The 21,093-nt window shown below is 45.7% G+C and carries 13 protein-coding genes; 4 read left to right on the top strand and 9 right to left on the bottom strand.

The genetic code is table 11. From position 1 onward, the window contains the following. Positions 1-36: 36 nt before the first annotated feature. The 7 genes from H6G05_RS13795 to H6G05_RS13760 all read right to left on the bottom strand — a co-directional run bounded on the left by H6G05_RS13795 (position 37) and on the right by H6G05_RS13760 (position 9,107). A complete protein-coding gene (locus H6G05_RS13795; protein WP_190578721.1) occupies positions 37-1,254 on the bottom strand; it encodes a GIY-YIG nuclease family protein in 1,218 nt (405 codons plus the stop codon). Further along, the gene (locus H6G05_RS13790; RefSeq protein ID WP_190578720.1) at positions 1,247-3,379 is read right to left on the bottom strand and encodes a DEAD/DEAH box helicase; all 2,133 of its coding nucleotides are present in this window, start codon (positions 3,377-3,379) and stop codon (positions 1,247-1,249) included. The genes H6G05_RS13795 and H6G05_RS13790 overlap by 8 nt, the downstream gene beginning before the upstream one ends. A gap of 23 nt (positions 3,380-3,402) precedes the next feature. Next, positions 3,403-3,636, bottom strand: coding sequence for a DUF2281 domain-containing protein (locus H6G05_RS13785; RefSeq protein WP_190578719.1), 234 nt, complete (start codon positions 3,634-3,636; stop codon positions 3,403-3,405). A 666-nt stretch (positions 3,637-4,302) separates the two neighbouring features. Continuing rightward, entirely contained in the window at positions 4,303-7,206 is a 2,904-nt protein-coding gene (locus H6G05_RS13780; RefSeq protein ID WP_199310533.1) for a class I SAM-dependent DNA methyltransferase, read from the bottom strand. Positions 7,207-7,230: 24 nt separating this feature from the next. Continuing rightward, on the bottom strand, positions 7,231-7,833 hold the full coding sequence (locus H6G05_RS13770; RefSeq protein WP_190578718.1) for a hypothetical protein: 603 nt from the start codon (positions 7,831-7,833) through the stop codon (positions 7,231-7,233). Then, positions 7,830-8,045: a ribbon-helix-helix domain-containing protein gene (locus H6G05_RS13765; RefSeq protein ID WP_242025493.1), complete on the bottom strand. Its 216-nt coding sequence runs from the start codon at positions 8,043-8,045 to the stop codon at positions 7,830-7,832. Before H6G05_RS13765 ends, H6G05_RS13770 begins: the two co-directional genes overlap by 4 nt. 129 nt (positions 8,046-8,174) lie before the next feature. Further along, positions 8,175-9,107 carry a pentapeptide repeat-containing protein gene (locus H6G05_RS13760; RefSeq protein ID WP_190578717.1) on the bottom strand — a complete coding sequence of 311 codons (933 nt, stop codon included), beginning with the start codon at positions 9,105-9,107 and terminating at the stop codon, positions 8,175-8,177. 183 nt (positions 9,108-9,290) lie between these two features. On the opposite strand from H6G05_RS13760, the gene H6G05_RS13755 reads away from it, so the two are divergent. The 3 genes from H6G05_RS13755 to H6G05_RS13745 all read left to right on the top strand — a co-directional run bounded on the left by H6G05_RS13755 (position 9,291) and on the right by H6G05_RS13745 (position 15,138). Further along, positions 9,291-12,350 carry a DUF4114 domain-containing protein gene (locus H6G05_RS13755; protein WP_190578716.1) on the top strand — a complete coding sequence of 1,020 codons (3,060 nt, stop codon included), beginning with the start codon at positions 9,291-9,293 and terminating at the stop codon, positions 12,348-12,350. A 258-nt stretch (positions 12,351-12,608) separates the two neighbouring features. Continuing rightward, positions 12,609-13,385, top strand: coding sequence for an RNA methyltransferase (locus H6G05_RS13750; protein WP_190578715.1), 777 nt, complete (start codon positions 12,609-12,611; stop codon positions 13,383-13,385). A 172-nt stretch (positions 13,386-13,557) separates the two neighbouring features. After that, positions 13,558-15,138: a serine hydrolase gene (locus H6G05_RS13745; RefSeq protein WP_190578714.1), complete on the top strand. Its 1,581-nt coding sequence runs from the start codon at positions 13,558-13,560 to the stop codon at positions 15,136-15,138. 72 nt (positions 15,139-15,210) lie between these two features. On the opposite strand, the gene H6G05_RS13740 is transcribed toward H6G05_RS13745, so the two are convergent. Further along, the gene (locus H6G05_RS13740) at positions 15,211-15,771 is read right to left on the bottom strand and encodes a thioredoxin domain-containing protein (RefSeq protein WP_190578713.1); all 561 of its coding nucleotides are present in this window, start codon (positions 15,769-15,771) and stop codon (positions 15,211-15,213) included. 139 nt (positions 15,772-15,910) lie between these two features. Between H6G05_RS13740 and H6G05_RS13735 the strand changes: the two genes are divergently transcribed. Continuing rightward, positions 15,911-17,386 (top strand): MFS transporter, encoded by a 1,476-nt coding sequence (locus H6G05_RS13735; RefSeq protein ID WP_190578712.1) that lies wholly within the window; start codon positions 15,911-15,913, stop codon positions 17,384-17,386. A 137-nt stretch (positions 17,387-17,523) separates the two neighbouring features. Here the strand turns inward: H6G05_RS13735 and infB are convergent, their stop codons facing one another. Beyond that, entirely contained in the window at positions 17,524-20,955 is a 3,432-nt protein-coding gene (gene infB, locus H6G05_RS13730) for a translation initiation factor IF-2 (protein ID WP_190578711.1), read from the bottom strand. Positions 20,956-21,093 lie beyond the last annotated feature (138 nt).

The following is a 21,093-nucleotide window of genomic DNA, read 5'->3' as shown; positions in this document are numbered from 1 at the left end:
CCTTATTCTGAAGACTGAGACAACTTTTTATCTCATTTATGATCGCTTGAGACTGAGTGTTTCTGGATCATATTGAAATTGGTCAAGGGTTCCTTCTTTAATTTTTTCAATTACGGCTTCAATGGTTTCTAATGGAACGAAAAACCATTCCCTTGGTTGTACTGGTATGCCAAAGCGATCGGGTAGGGCTAATTCTAATCGGGCGTTGTCGAAAAACCTGTGCAGCAGCGCCTCAAGTTTTTTTGGATTAATATTTACTAATTTGAATGTGCGGGCAATGTCCACGTCGGCGAGTAGGTAGGTGGGATCTTTTTTAGCGTTGGCAATCCGCTTTTTTACGTCGCCGCTAGTCACGCCGATCTTGTGAATGACCGAACGATTTTCGACAATGAAGGGATGATCGGATTGGCTTTGCAGCACATAAATGTAACCAGTTGGTAAGTCGTCTTCAGCTTCAGTACTGAGAAAAAGTGGTCCGAGATCGGGAGTGGTGATGCGGCGGCTGGTTTTGTCTTTATTTAAAGCGCGTTGCAGCGATCGCAATAATAAATCACTCTCTGTGCCATTGTCATAAACAACTCGTAAGCGAGAGTTAGGCAGACCATAATCGCTGGTAAACCATTCTCCCATTTCGGCAACGATGACTTTCTGCCCGTCAAGGATAAATAAATCGTTGAGGTTGATGGTGGCATTGTCCTGATATTTGATGGTTTGACGTTCGCCTGTTTTTAATTGGTGCTGTACTTGGTCAAAGATTGGTTTGAACTGCTCGAAGTCTTGGCAGGGATTACGTTGGGCAATTTCTTCGGCGGCTTTGATTTCTTGGCGCGATCGCACATAGGTGAGACGGGTAATATCTTGTGCTGGATTAGCTTCTATCCCAAGAGCCGCCAACAGTTCTGCATCTGAGATATCGTCAATATCGGAAGATTGATTAATATTAGGATCTTGATTATCTGCATCTAGTAAACCTCGATTGTCCAGAGATTTAAGAACTTCGCGACATTCTGGTGATTCACGGAGGCGATCGAGACGTACTGCATAAAGCCGTTCAAAAATATCGCGATCGCTACCATGTTGGGGTAATCTGTCATGCTCAGCAACAAAGCGCTCAATTTCTTCAAAGCCAGCAATAATTCGTTCTTGTTTAGCGGAGAGTTGCCCAACTTGATCGGGAGCGATATCATCTCCAAATTCTGCTAACAAGGCAAAATCTTCATCGGTAATCTGTTGAGGGTTTTGGGATTTAGGCATTTTGTGCCTCCTTCGCTTTGCGTTGGAAAAAGATTACTCCTTCTGCCATCTTTTTTTCCCAAGGATCGATGGCATTGATAGATGGTGGTCTGCCTCTCTCCTGTTTAAACCGTAGCGCTCGTTTGGTTAATTCCCTTGCTTCTTCTATGGTGAGTTTTATATCTTTGGCGGCAATTACTTCGGCGATCTGTTTGAGTCGCTCTTCGGTCATGGACTTGGCGAGGATGGCGTAGGCTTCACCGAAGGGATTGATGCGATCGATTAGATCAATGTCTAATTCGGTGACGGAGAAGGCGAACTGACGCACACCGTCAATCAAGGCTGTGTTTGGAGATGGCTCTTGCTCTAGTTGTTGACGATCTGATTGATCGGGAGAATCGGTGGATTCAGGAAAAGCGATCGCATTGGGATTAAGCGTATAGCTATTACCTAATTCATTTAGGGATTTTTTGGCTTGTTGGATTACGTTTAGCGCTGCGATCGCATGTTGACGTACTGCTTCTTGATCCTGTTCTTCGAGGATGGGAAACTTCTCTTTGACGATTTTGCCCATGCGGACTTGGGTTAATTCTTCAGGAACTAACTCCTCATCGAATAGACCACGCTCGATCGCCTGTTTATCTTGCACAAAAGCCGTCACCAGTTCCGTTAAATCTTCGCGACAAATCCTTTTTGCTTCTTTACTTTTGGGTTCGGCTAATCCCTTAATTTCTAATTGAATCTGACCAGTCTCTGGGTTAATCCCCACATTACATTTATTGGGATCGTAGCCCTCTGCGCCATAGTCAAAGCCTTCTGTTGGTTGATTCTCAGGGCGTTTGGGTTTGAACTCGAAGCGCGGCGCAAGAACCTGTTCCATTAACAGGCTGGCGGCGATCGCTTTCAAGGTGTCATTTACGGCTTCGGTGACGGCTTCTTCGGAAGCATCGGGTTCGGCGATGAGGTTGGTGAAACGGGCGCGATATTTATTGGGTGCATCACGGGTGGCGCGACCGATGATTTGGATAATTTCGGTGAGGCTGGAACGATAGCCGATGGTGAGGGCGTGTTCACACCAAATCCAATCGAAGCCTTCCTTTGCCATGCCGAGGGCGATGATGATATCGACATGATCGCGGTTATGCTTTTGGGTGGGATCTTTGAGAGCCGATGTCACTTTGTCGCGTTTAGCGGGATCGTCATCGACTAAATCGGCAATTTTTAAGATTGTCCCATCGGCAGTTTTGACCAGTTGAAAGCCTGTCTCTGGATCGGCTCCTTGCCATTCTCCTAACTCTTCAATAATATGTTCTACTTCGCGAATTTTGTCCTTGGTGCTTTCGCGGGAGTTGACATTGGGAATATGCAGAATCGTTTTTTCTTTGGGATTGAGAACTTGCATAATTTCATCGGCATAACTACCTGCATAAAAGTAATAACCGATGTCGAGTTGCTTTAGATATTGGTAGCCGTTGAGTTGTTCGTAGTAGGTGTATTTAACGGGTTCAAATTTGGCTTCGTCTTCGGGGTGCAGCACCGCGATCGCATCACCACGAAAATAAGAGCCAGTCATGGCGACAATATGGGTTTTATCCCTTGCCATCAGTTGACCGACATATTCACCGAGTTTGTTGTTGGGATTTGCGGAAACATGGTGAAATTCATCGATGGCGATCAAGCGCTGATCAAACGCCTCAATGCCAAATTTATCCACTGCAAAACGGAAGGTGGCATGGGTACAGATCAAAATCTTGGCTTCACTATCGAGAAATTTCTGCACCGATTCCACTTTGCCGCCATCGTTGCCAGCAGCATCGCACAGGTTCCATTTTGGTTCTACTTGCCAATCCGCCCAAAAGCCATACTGAGTAAGTGTCTCATTGTGAAAACTAGCGCCGATCGCTTTTTCGGGAACGACGACGATCGCTTGTTTGAGTCCTTGATTTTCGAGCTTGTCGAGGGCGATAAACATCAGGGCGCGACTTTTGCCAGAGGCGGGGGGTGATTTGATTAATAAATATTGTTCGCCGCGTTTTTGGTAGGCTTGTTCTTGCATGGGGCGCATACCGAGGGCATTGGGGCGGCTGGATGTGCCGTTGTGGGCGTAGGTGACAGATACGGAGGGGATGGCTTTGGGTTTACTCATGGATGTTTTTGACTAGATCTGGTTTACAGGTATTTTTGAATGAGATAGTCTGTATACTCGGATTGCAGTTCTTGATCGCTAGGTGTTGAGTCAGAGCGTTTGGCAATACCTAGAAGTCCAGTGAGTGTACCAAGGGGAAGCGATTGGGATGGATTGTGCTGTTTTTGGTGGAGAGATTCGGCGAAGTAAAAAATTTGGTTGATTTGGTCTTCTGGAAGGGTTTGGATGAGTTGATAGAGCTTTTCGGTTGCTGTCATGATCTTTAGGTGAATAAGAATTTTATTTTTATTATGGCTTGTTACTCTTCCGCTAGAGCGATCGCCTATTTTGACGCAAGTTGTATTGACGACCTAAATACAGGATAAACATAATTAATTATGTAGGGGCAGAGCATTCCTGCAACTATTTATTTGGATCGCTAGGTTTTATATACAGGAATGCTCTGCCCTAAACTTAGCGCGATCGCAGGTTAATTCTCAACTGCGGAAAGGGTAATAATCCCCACGATCATCTTGAAACGCAAATGCTCAACCCTTTGGGCTTTGATCGATAATTTGTCCCTGCGTTGCGAGGTTTGGGCAAAGCATTCCCAAATCAAAATCATCTAAAAACTTATAGATTTCTGTGGGAATGCTTTGCCCCTACAGGTGGATCGTCTGATGCGCGAATAATTCATGACACTATCGAATTTTCTTCTTTCCCCTTTTTAAGCTACCTTGTACACACAAGTCTCTTTGTCCTAGTTTCAATGGATCTAAGCCCCCTAAATCCCCCAATTCTGGGGGACTTTGAAAGAATTTTATTTTCTTGTTCCCCCAGAATTGGGGGCTAGGGGGCGATTAATTGTTGACTTGACTGGGTTTTATGACTTGTGTGTACACGGTAGCTTTTTAAGGGGGATTGAGGGGGATCATTAATTGATGTTATGACTTGGTTTTTCGTTTGCTAGATGGTTTTGCTGGGGCTTGTTTACTGGTCATTTTGCTGTACATCTCAAACAACTTCTCTAATCGCTCGGTGTCATTTTTAAACCGCCGCCCGATGTAAATCCGTTCAATTATTTCATCGTTTCTCTCGTGGGCTTGTCTGACTAATGGAAATTCGCTGTCCATTCTGTCGCGATCGTACATATCGGCGATCGCGGCAGGAAAATAATGCTCTCTGGCTAACAGTATGTCTTCGGCGCAACGGGTGAGGTCGGTTTTGTTTTGTTCGGTGAGGGTGGGGACGGGGAAGGTGTTCCAGCCGAGGGTGTTGGAGTAGCGATATCGGGTTTCTAGTTTGCCGCAGACGGTGGCGATCCAGACTAGATGTAATCGTGAGGCGATTAGTGCCATGTTCCAAAGAGGGGCATCGTAGAGAGCGAAGGCACTATCAGAAACAATAGAATCAGGCGGTAATAATCCACACGGTAAAAAATCTCGACTTTCCGATGAAACCCTTGGTATTGCAATTACAGTTTCATCGCCTTCCTGTCGCTTCTCGTCAAATCTATGCGGATATTTAGCACCTTCACGGGTTCCAACTTTTGAGCTAGATAAACGCATCAAACGAACAGCATCAATACGTTTACTAATTTCTGGTATTGCCCTTGCTTTTGCAACATCTTCATCGGATATCCATAAACAAAATCTCTGTTGTCCACGAATAAATTCCGCAGATCCCAAAAAAGGGCGAATGAAAAGCAATTTCTGATCAACTGAAAGATTTAAATTTTGTACTTCTCTTGATGATAGTAGAAGACTTCCACCATCGGTTGGACTACTACCTTTTACCATTTCAGGGCAGTTATTTAAGGGTTTAGCTATTTTATCAATGACAACATTAGCACCCGAAACCAAATAAGCATTTATATTCTCAGTCTCTCTTAAAATTGTCTGATTTTTCTCATCATTAGAAAATAGATACTTCAACTTTCGAGGTTGATTAGAAATCCCTACAATAACCACCGTCACCCCAGCATTATGACTCGCCAAATTTGCCCATTTAAAAGAAGTATGAGCAAAAGCAATTTCATGCCCAGTTGCAAAAATTAGTGACCATAAAATCGGTACTTGTTGCCCCTGACAAATGGAATTAGTGGAAACAAACGCCGCCGCCGCTTGGGTTTGAGTGCCATAATCAGCAGCCTTCATAAACCAACCCGCCACATAATCCAGTGACTTCCATAACTTAGTGCGTCCATCAAAAATTTGTTTTAAATCATCCTTCTGTTCCTTCGATTGCCAAGTAGAACCCAAATAAGGCGGATTCCCACAAATATAAGTTTCACCGCCCTCATTTTTAAAATCAATCTCAGCCTCATCCCGCGTCTCTTGCCACAAATCCAAATCCTCACGCTGCACCGTCACACCCTTACCCGTCGGCGGACACAAACTCAACCAATCCAACCGCAACGCATTACCACAAGTAATCCAATTGTCACTCTTTAACGGCAAAAACTCCGCCAGCGCCAACATTTGCCCCCGATACAACACATCACACTGATACTCCGCAATAATCAACGCCAACCGCGCCACCTCCACCGCAAAATGCCGAATCTCAATCCCTCGAAAATTAGTTAACGGAATCTCAGACCCGCGATCGCCCTCACCCCGCCGCCGATTGATATCCGCCTCAAGCGATCGCATCTCCTTATAAGCAATCACCAAAAAATTCCCCGACCCACAGGCAGGATCAAACACCCGAATCTTCGCCATCCGTTGCCGCAAATTTAACAACTTACGAGCATTGTCTCCCGCCGCCTCCAACTGAGCGCGTAAATCATCCAAAAACAACGGATTCAGCACCTTCAGGATATTCGGCACACTCGTATAGTGCATCCCCAAAGTGCCGCGCTCCTCATCATCAGCGATCGCCTGAATCATCGACCCAAAAATATCAGGATTGATCCGCTTCCAGTCCAGATTGCCAATATGCAGCAAATACGATCGCGCAATCTTGCTAAAACGGGGAACTCCCTCACCCCCAGCCCCTCTCCCAGAACGGGAGAGGGGAGTAAGAGGAGATTCTTGTCCCCCTTCTCCCTCCTTGGGAGAGGGGGCTAGGGGGTGAGGGCGATCCACGGGATGAGGGCTAAACAGTCCCCCATTCACATAGGGAAACACATTCGCCCAGTTGCGAATCCCTAACGCCTCTCGTTCCTGTAGCGGAGTCGCCATCGCCCGAAACAACTCCGCCAAAACCTCATGGGTATTTTCACCATCACTCATCCGTGCGATCGTCTGCGTAAACAACCCATCCCCATGAAAAATATTCGTATCCTCCGCAAAAAAGCAGAAAATCAACCGCGCCATAAAATGATTAAAATCTTCACGGCGATCGCCCTTGTCCCAATCAGGATTATCCTTCAACAACTCCACATAAAGCCGATTTAGCCGCCCCGTCGCCTTAATGTCAAAGGCATTTTCCCGAATTTGCTTAACCGTCGTAATCCCTGCCAACGGCAAGAAAAAGCCAAAATGATCCGCAAACGCTGGATATAAACAGGCGATCGTCTCCCCATCCACCAAATTTTCCGCCTCAAAGTCCACCCCATCTGTTGCCAGAATAAACTTCGCCTTGTGCTTAGTCGTAGCAGAACTCTCCCGCAAAGCCGTCAAAGTTGCCGATACATCCCCCAACCCGCAAACCTTCAAATGAATATTATTCCGTTGCAGCACGCCGCCCACATCCGACTGATTCGAGCTACCCTGCTCACTCCTGAGCCGCTTGAGCGTAGTCGCCTTATTGCCAAAAGCCTCTAGAAACGCAAAAGGAAATTCCGCCGCCTCAAAAGGTGCTTCCGCCAACCGAGAAACCGCTTCTTCAATTTCGACTGCATTCATTACGTTAAGTTGGTTGGTTATTTATCATCCTCTATCATCCTCAGTGCGATCGCCACTAGGCAAACTATAAGGCTCAATACCATTGTCTTTAAGCAGTGAGGTCAAATAAGCAATTTCTCGATCCTTATCAGCATCGATCGCAAAGCCCTCACCTAACTTAGCTAAATCTTTTTCTAATTGGCTATTTCGTTGAGATAGTCGCCTATTACGCTCTTGCTCACTGATAACAACCCCAAAAGCATCATCAAATCTACGCTCTAGGCTTTCTATAATAAGAGCCATGCAAAGGGATAAGGCTTTTTTGTTGCCACGATAGGACTGCCAAAGCCAATAAGCCCCAACAACCTCTAAAGACACTGAGTTAAAGCGACTTTGACCTCGTTTATCACCTTCAGACTCAATCTCAATTTGTTCATTACCAGAAATCGGACTCGTATAACCTTCTCCCAGTAATGTTTTGATGGCATTTGAGCGTAAAAAATCGGACACGTTTTGACGTGATAATCCGACTGCTTCAGATGCTTGAGTCTGAGACATCCGATAACTACCATCTGGCAACATAAAAGCATCAACGGTTAAACCGCCGATCGCCACAGTAGCGCGGGTTGCTTTGAGAGATTCACTCATAACTTTCTGCCATTAGTGAGATCGCCCAATTTGCCCTCCTGCTTAGCAGTGTTGACTGCTTGAGTCAGTAAATAAGTACACAGGCTACTAACCGATCTACTTTCAGCAGCAGCCCACATCTCCAATATTTGCTTTGTTTCGGTGGGCAAATAAGCCGTCACCATGTCTGATTGGCGTTTTCCCAAGGTTTCCACTTTTGACGCTACTGCCATAAATAATAACTCTGATATTGCTTGTTGTAATATAGCTACAGTATTTTACTGTAGCTATATTACAGTAATACCAAATAAAGAAATAGCGGAGTCCTTTCTTTATTTAAAAACCCATACTGGGTTTGGTTTTCAATTCACAATCTCCATATTAGTATTCGTAAAGTCGGCATCCGCTAGAACCGCCTCATTAAAATTCACGCCCCGTAAATTTGCCCCCGTAAAATTTACCCCACCTAAATTCGCGGCGGTGAAATTAGCACCTTCGAGATTCGCACCACTCAGATCCGCTCCCAGCAACAATGCATCCGTAAAATTTGCCTTTTGCAAACAAGCCTCACTAATGATCGCCCCAGCTAAATTCGCACCGACAAACTTGGTCTCGATCGCCGACAACTCACATAAATCCGCCAGCATTAATTTGGCATTGGTAAAGTCCGCACCACTCAAATTTGCGCCATTGAGTTTCGCGCTCACCAAATTCATCAGCCTAAAGTTGCGCTTACCCACTGAATATAGATACAAAACTTCCTGACTGCGATTACTAAAGAGATTGCCGAAATTGGGGCGATCGCCTTGATCCGCTAATTCTTCCAGAGCCATCGCATCGGTAGCTTCGCTGATCAGGTTAAGCAGAGGATTTTGGGTTAACTCCGCACTGCTAAAATCGCGATCGGGAAGTGACTCCACAATGCGATCGAGTCGCTGGGCAACATTTTGGCGCTGGGTCATCAGTTCTTGGATTTGCAGATCGAGTTTGCGGAGATGTTGCTGCACCATTTGTTTAAAAGTGGCGTAGGGAATAGTTTGGGCGGCTTGTAAATCCAATAACTGTTTGATTTCCTCAAGGGATAACCCAAAGGCTTTGGCACTTTGAATAAATAACAGACGCTCTAGGGCATCGGTGGCATAGAGCCGATAACCCTGTGGCGATCGCAGGGGCGCGAGCAGCAATCCCAAACGTTCGTAATAGCGAATCGTTGGGGATGGAATCTCGACTAAGCGGCTTAGTTCGCCGATCAGCCAACCACGGGCGCTATTTTGAACGGGTTCGCTAGATTCCATGCTGGATTCCATAAAAGGATTGATAAGTTTTTTTAATAGGTTATTTGATTTTAGGGATCTTGACCTTGCAGCTAGCTGCAAGCTCTAACGTAGGTGCATGGGATGGGAAAGAGCTAAAAGCAATAGAAATCAGCCCAAGGGAATCAACTAAAGACGTAAGTAATAAATTAAGGATAGATAACCATGTCACTACAAGCAACATCACAGGGAACATTCACGGTTGGGGCAACAGGCAAACTAAGTTTTGATTTTCTATTTGATGGTGGTCAATTTCAAGGCGAACTTGCCATATTCAGCTTGAAGGGAATGGAAAGTCTCGAAGTCGGTTCGGTTGCCTTCAATCAAGAAGCTGCTCGCCGCGCCCTGACCAATTCCACCCAAGGTCGCATTCTGGTTGCTGATAGTTCTGAAGGTGCAAAGTTTAGCGCTGAACTAGATTGGGAAGCAAATTATAATAGCGGCGCTTACAAAGGAATTAGAAATTTCTCCATGCAAGCAGGCGATCAGGTTGCCTTCATGTTGATTTCTAATGGAACTGTTAGCCAAACCTTTAATACTCTAGCCAGTGGATTAGATCTAGGACTAAGACAACCCTTATTCTCGATTAGTGCCGCTAACCCTGATCTTAGCAATCAGTTTTCTCAAGTTACTGATGTTGCTGGCAAAGGGAATCTCTTTGCAATGGAAGATGTCCGCCTCAAGGGTGGTTCTGACTATGACTATAACGATGTGATATTCCAATTAACAGGAGCCGAAGGTAATGGAATTCCTGCCCTTGAGGATGTCGGTGCATCGACTAAGGATTGGGTAGATACAGCGATCGGCAAACAAATCATCGATTATGCTAGCCGTTCTACCTTTGAGTCTGGGGTATTTCGTGTGGATGCATCAGGTCAGGTCGGTGTGGACTATCTCTATGATGGTGGTTGGTATCAAGGGGAAATGGCAATCTTTAGCCTCAAGGGAATGGAAGGATTAAAGGTTGACTCTAATGAGTTTGTGCAAGAAGCAACCCGCCGCGCTCTGAGCAACTCTACTCAAGGTCATGTTGTCATTAAGGATCGCAACGAGGGCGCAAAATATACTGCTAAGTTTGCATGGGAAGATGGTTTTAATGGTGGAGCTTATCAAGGTGTCAAAACCTATGCCATGAATGCAGGTGAAGACTTTGCGGTAATGCTCATCCAAAACAGCACCGTTCAAGATCTTGCCAATGATGTCACCAGAATGTGGTCAGGCAATCGCTTACCGATTTTCTCAATCCCTCAAGCTAATATCGGCGCACCTAGTAGCGTTCGCCAAATCGTTGATGTCACGGGTCGCGGCGATACCTTTGGCATGGAAGATGTGCGGACTGACTGGGGAACTACTTCCGATCGCGATTACAACGATATGGTTTTCCGTTTCACAGGTGCTAAAGGTGTGGCTCCTTTGATGGATACCAATGTGAACCGCGATCGCGATTGGCGTAATTCTTCCGTTGGTCAAGAGTTGGTGCAGTATGCCACCCGTCCTGATTATAGCGGCGGTATTTTTGACACAGGCGAATCGGGCATGGTTCGCGTTGACTTTCTCTATGATGGTGGTTGGTTTCAGAGTGAGTTAGCAATTTTCAGTCTTGATGGGATGGAAAATTTTAAGGCTGGCTCGACAGAATTCATTCAAGAAGCATCCCGCCGCGCTCTTAGTGAGTCTAATCTTGGTTACGTGGTAACTAAAGATCGTACCGACGCGGCTAAGTTCTCAGACAAGGTTGCATGGGAAGCGGACTTTAACGGTGGTGCATATAAAGGTGCTCAAACCTTTAACATGTCTCCTCGTGGACATTTTGCCTTCATGTTGGTGCAAAACAATACCGTAGCAGCGATCGCTAACGATATCAGCATTATTAATAAAACTGGCAACCTGCCCATCTTCTCAATTCCTGAAGCTAATCCCTTTGGCTCGGCGATCGGGCAAATGGTAAATGTCGATGGCAAAAACACCTATGCCTTTGAAGATAATCGTCTAGACTTGCCCAACATTTCCGATCGCGACTACAACGACATCGTGATTCAAGTCAAGGGCGCAACTAGTGATGTACCTCTGATGAATAGCTTGGTCAATAGCGATCGCGACTGGCGCAGTTCTACCGCTGGACAACAGCTACTCAATTATGCCAATCGTTCTGAATATGACAAAGGCGTAATTTCCTCAGGACAATCTGGCAGCCTCGAAGTAGAATTTCTCTACGATGGAGGTGCATATAGAGGCGATGTTGGTATTTTTAATCTCGATGGCATGGAAGCCTATGCTGCGGGATCGGCGGCTTTTATTGCGGAAGCAGCTCGTCGTGCAGCCAGTAACTCGACCCAAGGCTATGTATTGCTCAGTGACACTGCCGATGCTGCTAAGTTTACCAGTGGTTTAGATTGGGAATCTAACTTTAACGCTGGTACATTCAGAGGTACAAGAAGCCTCAATCTTAATCCCAACAGTGCCTATGGAGTGATCCAAGTTCCCAATGGTCGAATTAGCGAAGTTGTTGCCAATCCTGCGATCGACGGCACTAAGCGTCCTCTATTCTCCATGCTTGATAACAATCCTAGCCGCAGTTTCCAAATGGGTAAAATCGATGTCGGTAATGGCTCCTATGTCATCGCCCTCGAAGATCAACGCCTTGATGGAGCTAGCGATCGCGACTACAACGATATTATCTTCCGTGTTAAGGGTGACATTGCCATTACTGCTGATACCTTGGATCGGGTGATGGCTTCGAGTAAAGATTGGCGATCTACCGACATGGGTAAATCCCTCATCGGCTATGCCAGTAATCCCACCGCTGCCACAACCACCCAATCAATTTTCGGATTTAGCTGGAGCGATACATTGCAAGGAACTAATGCCAGTGAATTTATTTCTGGTGGTGCGGGTAATGACATTCTGATTGGTGGCAGAGGTAATGATATTCTTGTCGGTGGATCAGGTAACGACACCTTCCAGTTTAATAATGTCAATGAGGCTGGGGACACAATTCTCGATTTCGCGACTGGCGATACAATCAACTTGAGAGGTGTATTTAGCTCAATTAATTACAGAGGTACTAATGCGATCGCTGATGGAATCCTCCAATTCCAACAACTTGGAGCCAATACCGTTGTTCAAGTTGTTGCCGATGGTTTAGGTAATACCAATAATTTTATGGATTTGGTGACCGTTAACAATACTGGTATTGCTTCTGTTCGCAACAGCCTGATCTTTTAATCGTTGACCCAAAGATAAGTGGCGGCGCGAAGCGCCGCCACTTATTAATATGATCAAAATAACAGCCAAGAATATTTTCAAGTAGCAATTCTCATTATAAAAATCGGTTTTTTGAAAGCCTGCCAACGGCGGGCTTTCAAAAAACCGATTTTAGTGTTTTCAGCGCCTTTGGCGCTGAAAACACTAAAATCGGTTTTATAACGAGAATTGTTTATTTTCAAGTACTCGAAGCGCAAAACCTGATTTACGATCGCTACTATGCCAAACACCACATCAAATATCAGAATTGTGTTAGTCGAGACGGCGGGGGCGAGAAACCTTGGCTCGGTGGCAAGGGTAATGAAAAATTTTGGGATAGCGGAATTGTGGTTAGTAAATCCGCAATGCGATCGCCTTGGTGATGAAGCGAGGCATATGGCAGTCCATGCATCGGAAATTTTAGAAAATGCAAGGATTGTGGATAATCTCCCAGATGCATTAGTGGGCTGCCATCGGGCGATCGCCACCGCAGGACGCATTGATCAGGGCGAGATGAAAGTTACTGATCCCCAAAAAGGCTTGAGTTGGTTAATGCAAGCGGAAACCAGTGCGATCGTCTTTGGTGCAGAGGATCGGGGCTTAAGTAATGCTGAGATTCAACATTGTCAACAAGTGATCCGAATTCCCGTCCATCCAGACTATCCCTCGCTCAATTTGGCGCAATCGGTTGGTATTTGCTGCTATCAATTGCAACTGTTGAAAGCAAATTTTAGAGAAAACCCTCAATGTCACGAAAATTTGACTAGCCAAATTGCCCAAGATTTGATACAGTCAGCACCCATAGACCTTGCTACCCGCGCAGACCTAGAAGCTTGCTACCAGCAACTTGAAGCAGTATTGCTCAAGATCGGCTATGTTTATCCACATACCGCCGCTCATCGATTGCGAAAGTTTCGGCATATCTTTGATCGCGCCAATCTGAGTCCGTCGGAAGTTGCCATGCTGCGGGGGATTTTGCGCCAAGTTAATTGGGCTACGGCTCATCTTGATTCATAACTACTCGCGTATGATACCAATTACCGAAAGTGTGGCAACACTTTCGGTAATTAAAACCAAACCCAGTAAGGGTTTTAATATCACAAAATGGCTATGCCATTTTGTGATTTGGTATAACGTGAGTAGTTAATCGGTTAGTAGAGACATTTTTGTATCGGAGTTATAAATAGCAGTGGAACCCAGAAACTTTTCATCGCCTGACGCTACCGAAAAAAGTCGAGAAGCGCGTTTAAATAAGTTGCGCGAGCGTCGCGCCAAGGCTGTGACAAGCAATAGTGACTCTGTTCTCCGCCCAATTAGTGCTGAAGTTCCACCGCGTTTGGGGCGATCGCCTGAATCAAATCGATCCCCAGAACCGATCCTCGACAATCGATTTAGCAATCGCTCAGACCGCCGTTCGGAAGGACGGATACAGGAGAATAAGGTCAAGCCATTACCCAATCGTCAAGGTTTTGTAGAGGCTCGTCCTGAGCAACGCTCTGACAATAGGACTGAGTTAAGACCACGCAAAAAATCCAATGGCAACAATAGGACAATCCCCATCAAGTCACCTATTAAGTTGTTTGGTTGGCATGTACTACGTTTAGCGATCGCGGGTATTGGGCTGAGTGTGATTGCTGGCACAGCCATTTCTTTCTGGCAAAATCAGCAATCTATTTCTGCAAAAACTAATGCTACAGAGTTAGCAGCCAAGGAAGAGGCTAATAAATCTCCAGATATTGCTCCCCTTGAACTCAAAACTGAGGCAGTTTCTTTGCTCAGCAAGGTCAAGGAATTAGCCGCTAAAGAAAAAGATCTCACCATGCAAATGATGGTGGTTGATCTTGACTCTGGAGCCTATGTGCAAGTGGGGGCAAATCAGCCGATCGCAGCGGCTAGTACGATTAAAACCCCGATTTTGGTTGCCTTTTTTCAGGATGTGGATGCAGGCAAAATTAAGCTTGATGAGCAGCTAGAGATGACTGCTGACGTTAAGGTGGGAGAAGCGGGTGATTTTCAACTTTTACCAACGGGTACAAAAATCTCGGCGCTAGAAACAGCAACCCAAATGATTGTGATCAGTGATAACACAGCCACGAATATGATCATTAAGCGTCTAGGTGGTTTGACAGCGCTGAATCAACGTTTCAAATCTTGGGGGCTAAATAATATAGTCATCAAGAATCAACTGCCCGATCTTGAAGGTACAAACACAATTAGTACTCAAGATATGGTGACATTATTAGCCATGCTCGATAAAGGTAAGTTGATCGAGCCACGTAGTCGCGATCGCTTTATGGATATCATGCGCCGCCCAGTGACCAACACGCTTTTACCTAAGGGGCTTGGTGAAGAGGCAAGAATTATCCATAAAACGGGAGATATTGGCTTAGCAGTTGGCGACGCTGGCATTGTTGATATGCCCAACGGTAAACGCTACGCGATCGCGGTAATGGTTAAGCGCCCTGATAATGATCAACGCGCCAATGAGTTAATCCGCCAAATCTCACGGACAACTTACGACTATTTTCTCAATGGCGGTAGTTTACCTGCTAGCAATTCTAGCCCTGCTAATCCAACTGCCCCAGCTTCTCAAGAGTCCAATGATTCGACAAATTCTCCAACTCCAAATAATGGTGGTAGCGGGACTAGCATTATTGAAAACATTACTTTGCCCTTGCCAAATGCGACTCCGAATATGTCTCCATCAACAAGCCCCAACTCATCTCCTAGTTTTAGCAATCCATCCGAAGTAACTCGTCAAAATCCATAAACAAAAAAGCCACGCTTTGCGTGGCTTTTTTGTTTATAAATTTTGTGAAAGCGCAAAGCGCTTTCACAAAATTTATGAGTGATCCCTTGGTTGGGAGATGTCGGCGGCTTTTGGCTCAGAGAAACGTGACGTGCGATCGCTACTAATGCTGTTGTGGGGTAAAGGCTGTTCGGCGATCGCTGCTTCGATATTTGCTGCCATAATTTCGCGAGGGACTACTCCTGTCGTATCACCGATCGCTTGATTAGCACGATCTAAAAAAATAAACCGAGGAATCCCATCAACCCGATATTTAGTCACCTCTGGCAACCACTTAGTATTGTCTACATTTAGCATCACAAAATTCATGCGATCGCTATATTCCTTTTCCAGTGATAAATTATCTGCCGCCATCGACTGACAACTGGTACACCAATCCGCATAAAACTCAATCGTAGTTGGTTTCTCATTGGCTAAAGCTTCATCGATAGGCAGCGCCGCCGCCGAAACTGCATCCAGTGATGTGCTACTTTGTTGCGCCTGAAACCCGAAAAATAGGGCTGTTGTTAACAGAATGGCAGCGATCGCCACTAATAAATTTCGCAACTGATTAGAAGTGGCTGGTGTGGGACTGGTTGAATGCTCTGAATTCATGACAATAACTTACGAAAATTACTATTCCCATTATGCCGAGCAAGGTTTGCCCTATGCTAAAGAAATTCTAAATGAGTTATGAGAGGCTTATCTACGGGTAAGCCTCTCATAATTTAAAACTGAAATTACGCAACCAATCATGAGTAATTCCGAAAGTTCCTTTGATCCATCCCCATATGATCTTACCCAAGCTAAATTAACTCTTAGTGAAAAAATTGCCTATGGTGCAGGTGATCTTGGTACTTCGATCACCACAAATCTGCTCTCATTTTTTCTATTATTCTTTTTTACTAACGTCGCAGGACTCGAACCTGCCCTTGCAGGAGTGGTTTTATTAATTGGCAAAATCTTTGATGCCATCAATGACCCGATTGTTGGTGTACTTAGCGATCGCACTAAATCCAAAATGGGAAGGCGACTACCTTGGATGATCTATGCGGCGATTCCGTTTGGGCTGTCATTTTTCGCGCAATGGCTAGTGCCTAGCACTGATAAGATGGTTCTTTTCTGGTATTACGTGATTGTGGGCATTGTGTTTAATCTCTTTTTCACAGCCGTTAATCTTCCTTATACCGCGCTTACACCCGAAATTACCCAAGATTATAACGAACGTACTAGCCTTAATACCTTCCGTTTTACCTTCTCCATCGGTGGCAGTATTGTCTCGTTATTTATCGCCCAATTAATTTTTGCCTTCTTTAAAGATCCTGCGCGGCAGACTGATAGCTGTAATACAGGTGGAATGCAATATATTGTGCTGGGTGCAGTCTGTGCAATTATTTCCAGTGTCTCGATTTATTGGTGTGTCTGGGGCATTAAAAGAAGAGCGATCGCTAGCGATCGGCATCGACTTCATAATGAATCCATTGATGCGACTACAGAGGAGATGAGCTTTTTTGAGCAGTTAAAAGTTGTTTTTAGCAATCGCCCATTTCTGTTCGTGATTGGTATCTATTTCTGCTCATGGCTAGCCTTACAAATCACTGCCTCGATCATTCCCTATTTTGTGGTGAATTGGATGAAGATGCAGGAAAGTGATTTTATTCTTGTAACCATCGCTGTCCAAGGTACGGCGCTAGTCATGCTATCGGTATGGAGTGAGATCAGTAAAAGATTTGGTAAAAAAGCAGCTTACTTCATGGGTTCAGGTATTTGGATTATTGCCCAAGCAGGATTATTTTTCTTGCAAGAAGGACAAGTGGTGCTGCTCTATATACTGGCGATTATGGCAGGTGCTGGTGTTTCCACCGCTTATCTGATTCCTTGGTCAATGATTCCTGATGTCACGGATCTTGATGAGCTAGAGACTGGACAACGCCGTGAAGGAATTTTCTATGCCTTTATGGTGCTATTACAAAAGTTTGGGCTAGCGGCTGGTTTGTTTCTGCTTGGTCTAGGTTTGTCATGGGCTAAATTTCAAGAGAGTGTGCCTTGCAAGCCCTTACCAACTCAACCTGATTCCGCCCTATTTGCAATTCGCTTAGCGATTGGTCCTCTACCGACGATCGCCCTTGTGATTGGTTTAGGTTTGGCATATTTTTATCCGATTACTCGCGAGGTGCATACAGAGATTTTGATGCGCCTATCAGAAAGAAGAAGAGAACAAAGCGAGTAAACAAAAAGCACCCGATGGGTGCTTTTTGTTTGAGCAATAGAAATTTATCTAACCAATAGTGTGAGGCGGCGCAAAGCGCCGCCTCACACTAAGCCATAAAAGCTTAATAAAAAAGCGTCCCTAGGGACGCTTTTTTATTAAGAAGTAGCTAGCGTGCGACGCTTGGTGACCATGCGGAAAGCTTCGATGATATCGCCCTCTTTCCATGTCGAGAACTTCGCAAGGGAGATACCGCACTCAAATCCAGAGGCAACCTCCTTCGCATCATCCTTAACCCGACGCAGCGAGTCAAGTACCGCTGAATGTACAACCTCATTGCCACGTTTGACACGGACATTGCAGTTGCGGATCAGCTTGCCATTCTGGACATAGCAACCAGCCACAGCACCCTTACCAATCGTAAAGATGGCGCGGACTTCAGCCTGACCAAGGTATTCTTCGACCATTTCAGGATCGAGTAAACCTTCCATCGCATCTTGGATATCTTCCAAGAGCTTATAGATGACGTTGTAATCACGGAAGTCAACCCCAAGGTCATCCGCAGCCTGTCTTGCCCCAGGAGCCATCGTAGTATTGAAACCAAGTACAACTGCCGAGCTAGCTGCCGCTAAACTGATGTCGTTTTCGGTGATTTCCCCAGGAGCTGATAGTAGGATGCGGAGTTGGACTTCACGCTGAGGTAGCTGTGCCAAGGAACCAAGAATAGCTTCGAGGGAACCTTGAACATCGGCCTTGAGAATAATATTGAGTTCCTTGAGATCGCCTTCTTTGACTTTTTCGGACAAAGTACCAAGGGTGACCCGACGTGAAGCCATAGCTTGTACCAAGCGGGCTTGACGTTGATCCATGGTGCGTTGATCGGCGATCGCACGGGCTTGTTTTTCATCAAGATAGACTTCAAACTCATCACCCGCCGCAGGGACATCGCCTAATCCAAGGACTTCCACTGCGAAGGATGGCGAAGCCTTATCGACACGTACACCGCGATCGTCCACCATGGCACGTACCTTACCAAAGGCAGCACCTGCAACGAAGATATCGCCAACATGCAATGTACCGTTTTGAACTAGCAATGTTGCTACGGGGCCCTTTGCCTTATCGAGGTGAGCTTCAATGACCGTACCCTTAGCAGTACGGTTAGGGTTCGCCTGTAAATCTTCAACTTCGGCGACCAGCAAGATCATTTCTAGCAAGGTATCAAGATTCTCGCGACGGATCGCACTTACAGGAACCATGATTGTGTCGCCACCCCATTCTTCCGCGACGAGAGCATATTCGGTTAATTCTTGGCGAATGCGATCGGGCTGAGCTTCAACCTTGTCAACCTTGTTAATGGCAACGACGATTGGAACTTTAGCAGCACGAGCATGGCTAATCGCTTCAATGGTTTGTGGTTGTACACCATCATCGGCAGCAACAACCAGTACGGCAATGTCAGTAACCTTCGTACCACGAGCACGCATGGCGGTAAAGGCTTCGTGTCCAGGAGTATCAAGGAAGACGATCTGCTGTTTCTGACCATTATGCTCAACATCAACGTGATACGCACCGATATGTTGAGTAATACCACCTGCTTCTCCTTGAGCGACCTTACTCTTACGAATTGCATCAAGTAATGTGGTTTTACCGTGGTCAACATGTCCCATGATCGTAACTACGGGAGGACGACGTTGGAGTTTATCAAGGTCACCGACCTCAATCATTTCGGTCTTGAGTGCTAGTTCAACAACTTCAGGATCGTGGACTTCATAGCCCAACTCCGCTGCCACCATTTTGGCAGTACCGACATCAAGGGTTTGGTTGATATTCGCCATGATCCCCTTCATAAACAGGGTGCGAATCACTTCTGTCTCAGAAAGTACTAGGCGTTTGGCCAGTACGGCGACGGTCATACCCTCTTCAATTTCCACCGAAGTAGGCTTTTCAGGAATAATTTCGACTTGTTGATGACGGCGATCGCGGCTAGGTGCAGATCTTTTACCTTTTTGGGTTGGCTTAATGTCAGCTGCCATAGTTGGCTTCGATGGCACTGCTACAGCCTTAGGACGAGCCGCAGGACGAGCTAGAGACAAACTGATCTGAGCTAGCTCAGCAGCAGCTTCAAGATCGGCGGCATCATCGTCATCATCCGCAAAATCACGCAAATAGCGCTTTGGCTTATTCAGGCGATTCTTTTCTTTAAGTTCTAGTAGATCCTTCTCTTCTTCTTCCTTGGATTTCCCCTTACGTTTACTAGCCTTGTTAGGCAAAGTTGGCTTTTCCAAAAGTTCAGGCAATACAGGATTAAAGCCACCCACAGCCTCAGGTTTTTTACCAGTTTTGTCAGCAATTACTGGCTTCTCAGGCGCACGCATTAATGTGGGCATCGGAGGACGCAAGTTGTGGGGTGGCTCTGTTGGTGCGGTGATTCCCCGTTCAATTAGTACCGAATCCTTGACTAATTTTGGTCCACGACCTTGAGGTCTACCGTTAGCAGAAGCTACAGGTTGTTCAACAGGCTTGTTCAGTTTTGGTTTTTCAGGTTTGTTGACCCTAACTGTTTCTGGATTGGTTTCGTTTTTGACCTGCTCAGATCTGTCTTGCTCAGACCTACTCTGATTAGCTTTTGCCGAAATTCTTGACTCATCTGAAGGCTTGGCGGCTGGCGGCTTAGGCGCAATAACTGCCTTAGGTGTAACAGATACTGGAGGTTTGGGACGCTCTGGTGCTACAGGCTTATTCAATTTGACTTGAGGTGGTGACACACTTACTAGAGCTTGTTTCGGCACAAGTGGACGTTCAGCCTTTTCTGCTTGTGGACGCTCAGACCTTGGACTGTCTTTGCGTGGGTGTTCTTTGGGTACTTGTTTGGATGGGTTGACCCTTGCTGCGATCGCTGGCTCCTCAACTGAGATTTTGGCAGGAATCGATGCAGCCGCCTTTTCTGGTGATTTGGGGGCAGTGGGCGGCGCAATTAATTCTGTCTTTGATTCTGATGGCGATGCTGGCTGAGAGTCTTTGATCGCTTGGGGATTTACTGGTGAGGTCAATTCAGTTTCTGAGGTCAATTCAATTTTGGGCGCAGGTGTAGTTTCGGACTGGTTACCTTCTGAGACAGAAGGACGACTAGGAGGCTTAACTAGTGAAGAAGCAGAGGGCATGGGCAAGGGAGGGTTAATAACAGCAGTTTTAGCAGGAGATTCTGAGCTAGGCTCAGCGATCGCATTAGATGAGTTGAGAGGCGGATGCAGAGGAGGGGTAGCTCCTCCTACATTACCAGAGGCAGGCGGAGTATTCAGACGAATTGTGGGCTTGGTAACAGCAAGAATTTGTTGCTTGGCAATACGAGCATCGGATTCTTTGGTCTTTGCCACAGCAATTGTTTTCTTTTCAGAAGTTTTGGGATCGTTTGTTTTGGGATAATGTTGAGGCGCTTTGATCCGTACCAATTCCGCCTCTGATTCTGTAATTGTACTACTATGACTTTTGACAACTATATTTAATTTCTCACACACCGCGATGACATCTTTGGTGTCGAGATCTAGCTCTCGCGAGAGTTCATATAGTCGAACTCGATTGCTTATACTCATTGCTCACTCTGCCCTGCGTAACTGTTGTACACGATGAAATTGAATTTACATAGAAGTTGCTTCCTGTCTTCTGCTAGGTTGAATTACATTGGCTGAATTACATTGACCATAGTTAATCTTAGAAGCGCCTAGCTATTC

The organism is Phormidium tenue FACHB-1050 (assembly GCF_014696925.1).
Taxonomy (GTDB): domain Bacteria; phylum Cyanobacteriota; class Cyanobacteriia; order Pseudanabaenales; family Pseudanabaenaceae; genus Pseudanabaena.
The sequence above is the reverse complement of the archived record's forward strand: the minus strand, read 5'-3'. Positions and strand labels throughout refer to the sequence as shown.

What these genes read in the sequence shown, in the direction of transcription:
- H6G05_RS13795 (WP_190578721.1), bottom strand. Translation starts at nt 1,254, where the DNA reads ATGCCTAAATCCCAAAACCCTCAACAGATTACCGATGAAGATTTTGCC.
- H6G05_RS13790 (WP_190578720.1), bottom strand. Translation starts at nt 3,379, where the DNA reads ATGAGTAAACCCAAAGCCATCCCCTCCGTATCTGTCACCTACGCCCAC.
- H6G05_RS13785 (WP_190578719.1), bottom strand. Translation starts at nt 3,636, where the DNA reads ATGACAGCAACCGAAAAGCTCTATCAACTCATCCAAACCCTTCCAGAA.
- H6G05_RS13780 (WP_199310533.1), bottom strand. Translation starts at nt 7,206, where the DNA reads ATGAATGCAGTCGAAATTGAAGAAGCGGTTTCTCGGTTGGCGGAAGCA.
- H6G05_RS13770 (WP_190578718.1), bottom strand. Translation starts at nt 7,833, where the DNA reads ATGAGTGAATCTCTCAAAGCAACCCGCGCTACTGTGGCGATCGGCGGT.
- H6G05_RS13765 (WP_242025493.1), bottom strand. Translation starts at nt 8,045, where the DNA reads ATGGCAGTAGCGTCAAAAGTGGAAACCTTGGGAAAACGCCAATCAGAC.
- H6G05_RS13760 (WP_190578717.1), bottom strand. Translation starts at nt 9,107, where the DNA reads ATGGAATCTAGCGAACCCGTTCAAAATAGCGCCCGTGGTTGGCTGATC.
- H6G05_RS13755 (WP_190578716.1), top strand. Translation starts at nt 9,291, where the DNA reads ATGTCACTACAAGCAACATCACAGGGAACATTCACGGTTGGGGCAACA.
- H6G05_RS13750 (WP_190578715.1), top strand. Translation starts at nt 12,609, where the DNA reads ATGCCAAACACCACATCAAATATCAGAATTGTGTTAGTCGAGACGGCG.
- H6G05_RS13740 (WP_190578713.1), bottom strand. Translation starts at nt 15,771, where the DNA reads ATGAATTCAGAGCATTCAACCAGTCCCACACCAGCCACTTCTAATCAG.
- H6G05_RS13735 (WP_190578712.1), top strand. Translation starts at nt 15,911, where the DNA reads ATGAGTAATTCCGAAAGTTCCTTTGATCCATCCCCATATGATCTTACC.
- infB (WP_190578711.1), bottom strand. Translation starts at nt 20,955, where the DNA reads ATGAGTATAAGCAATCGAGTTCGACTATATGAACTCTCGCGAGAGCTA.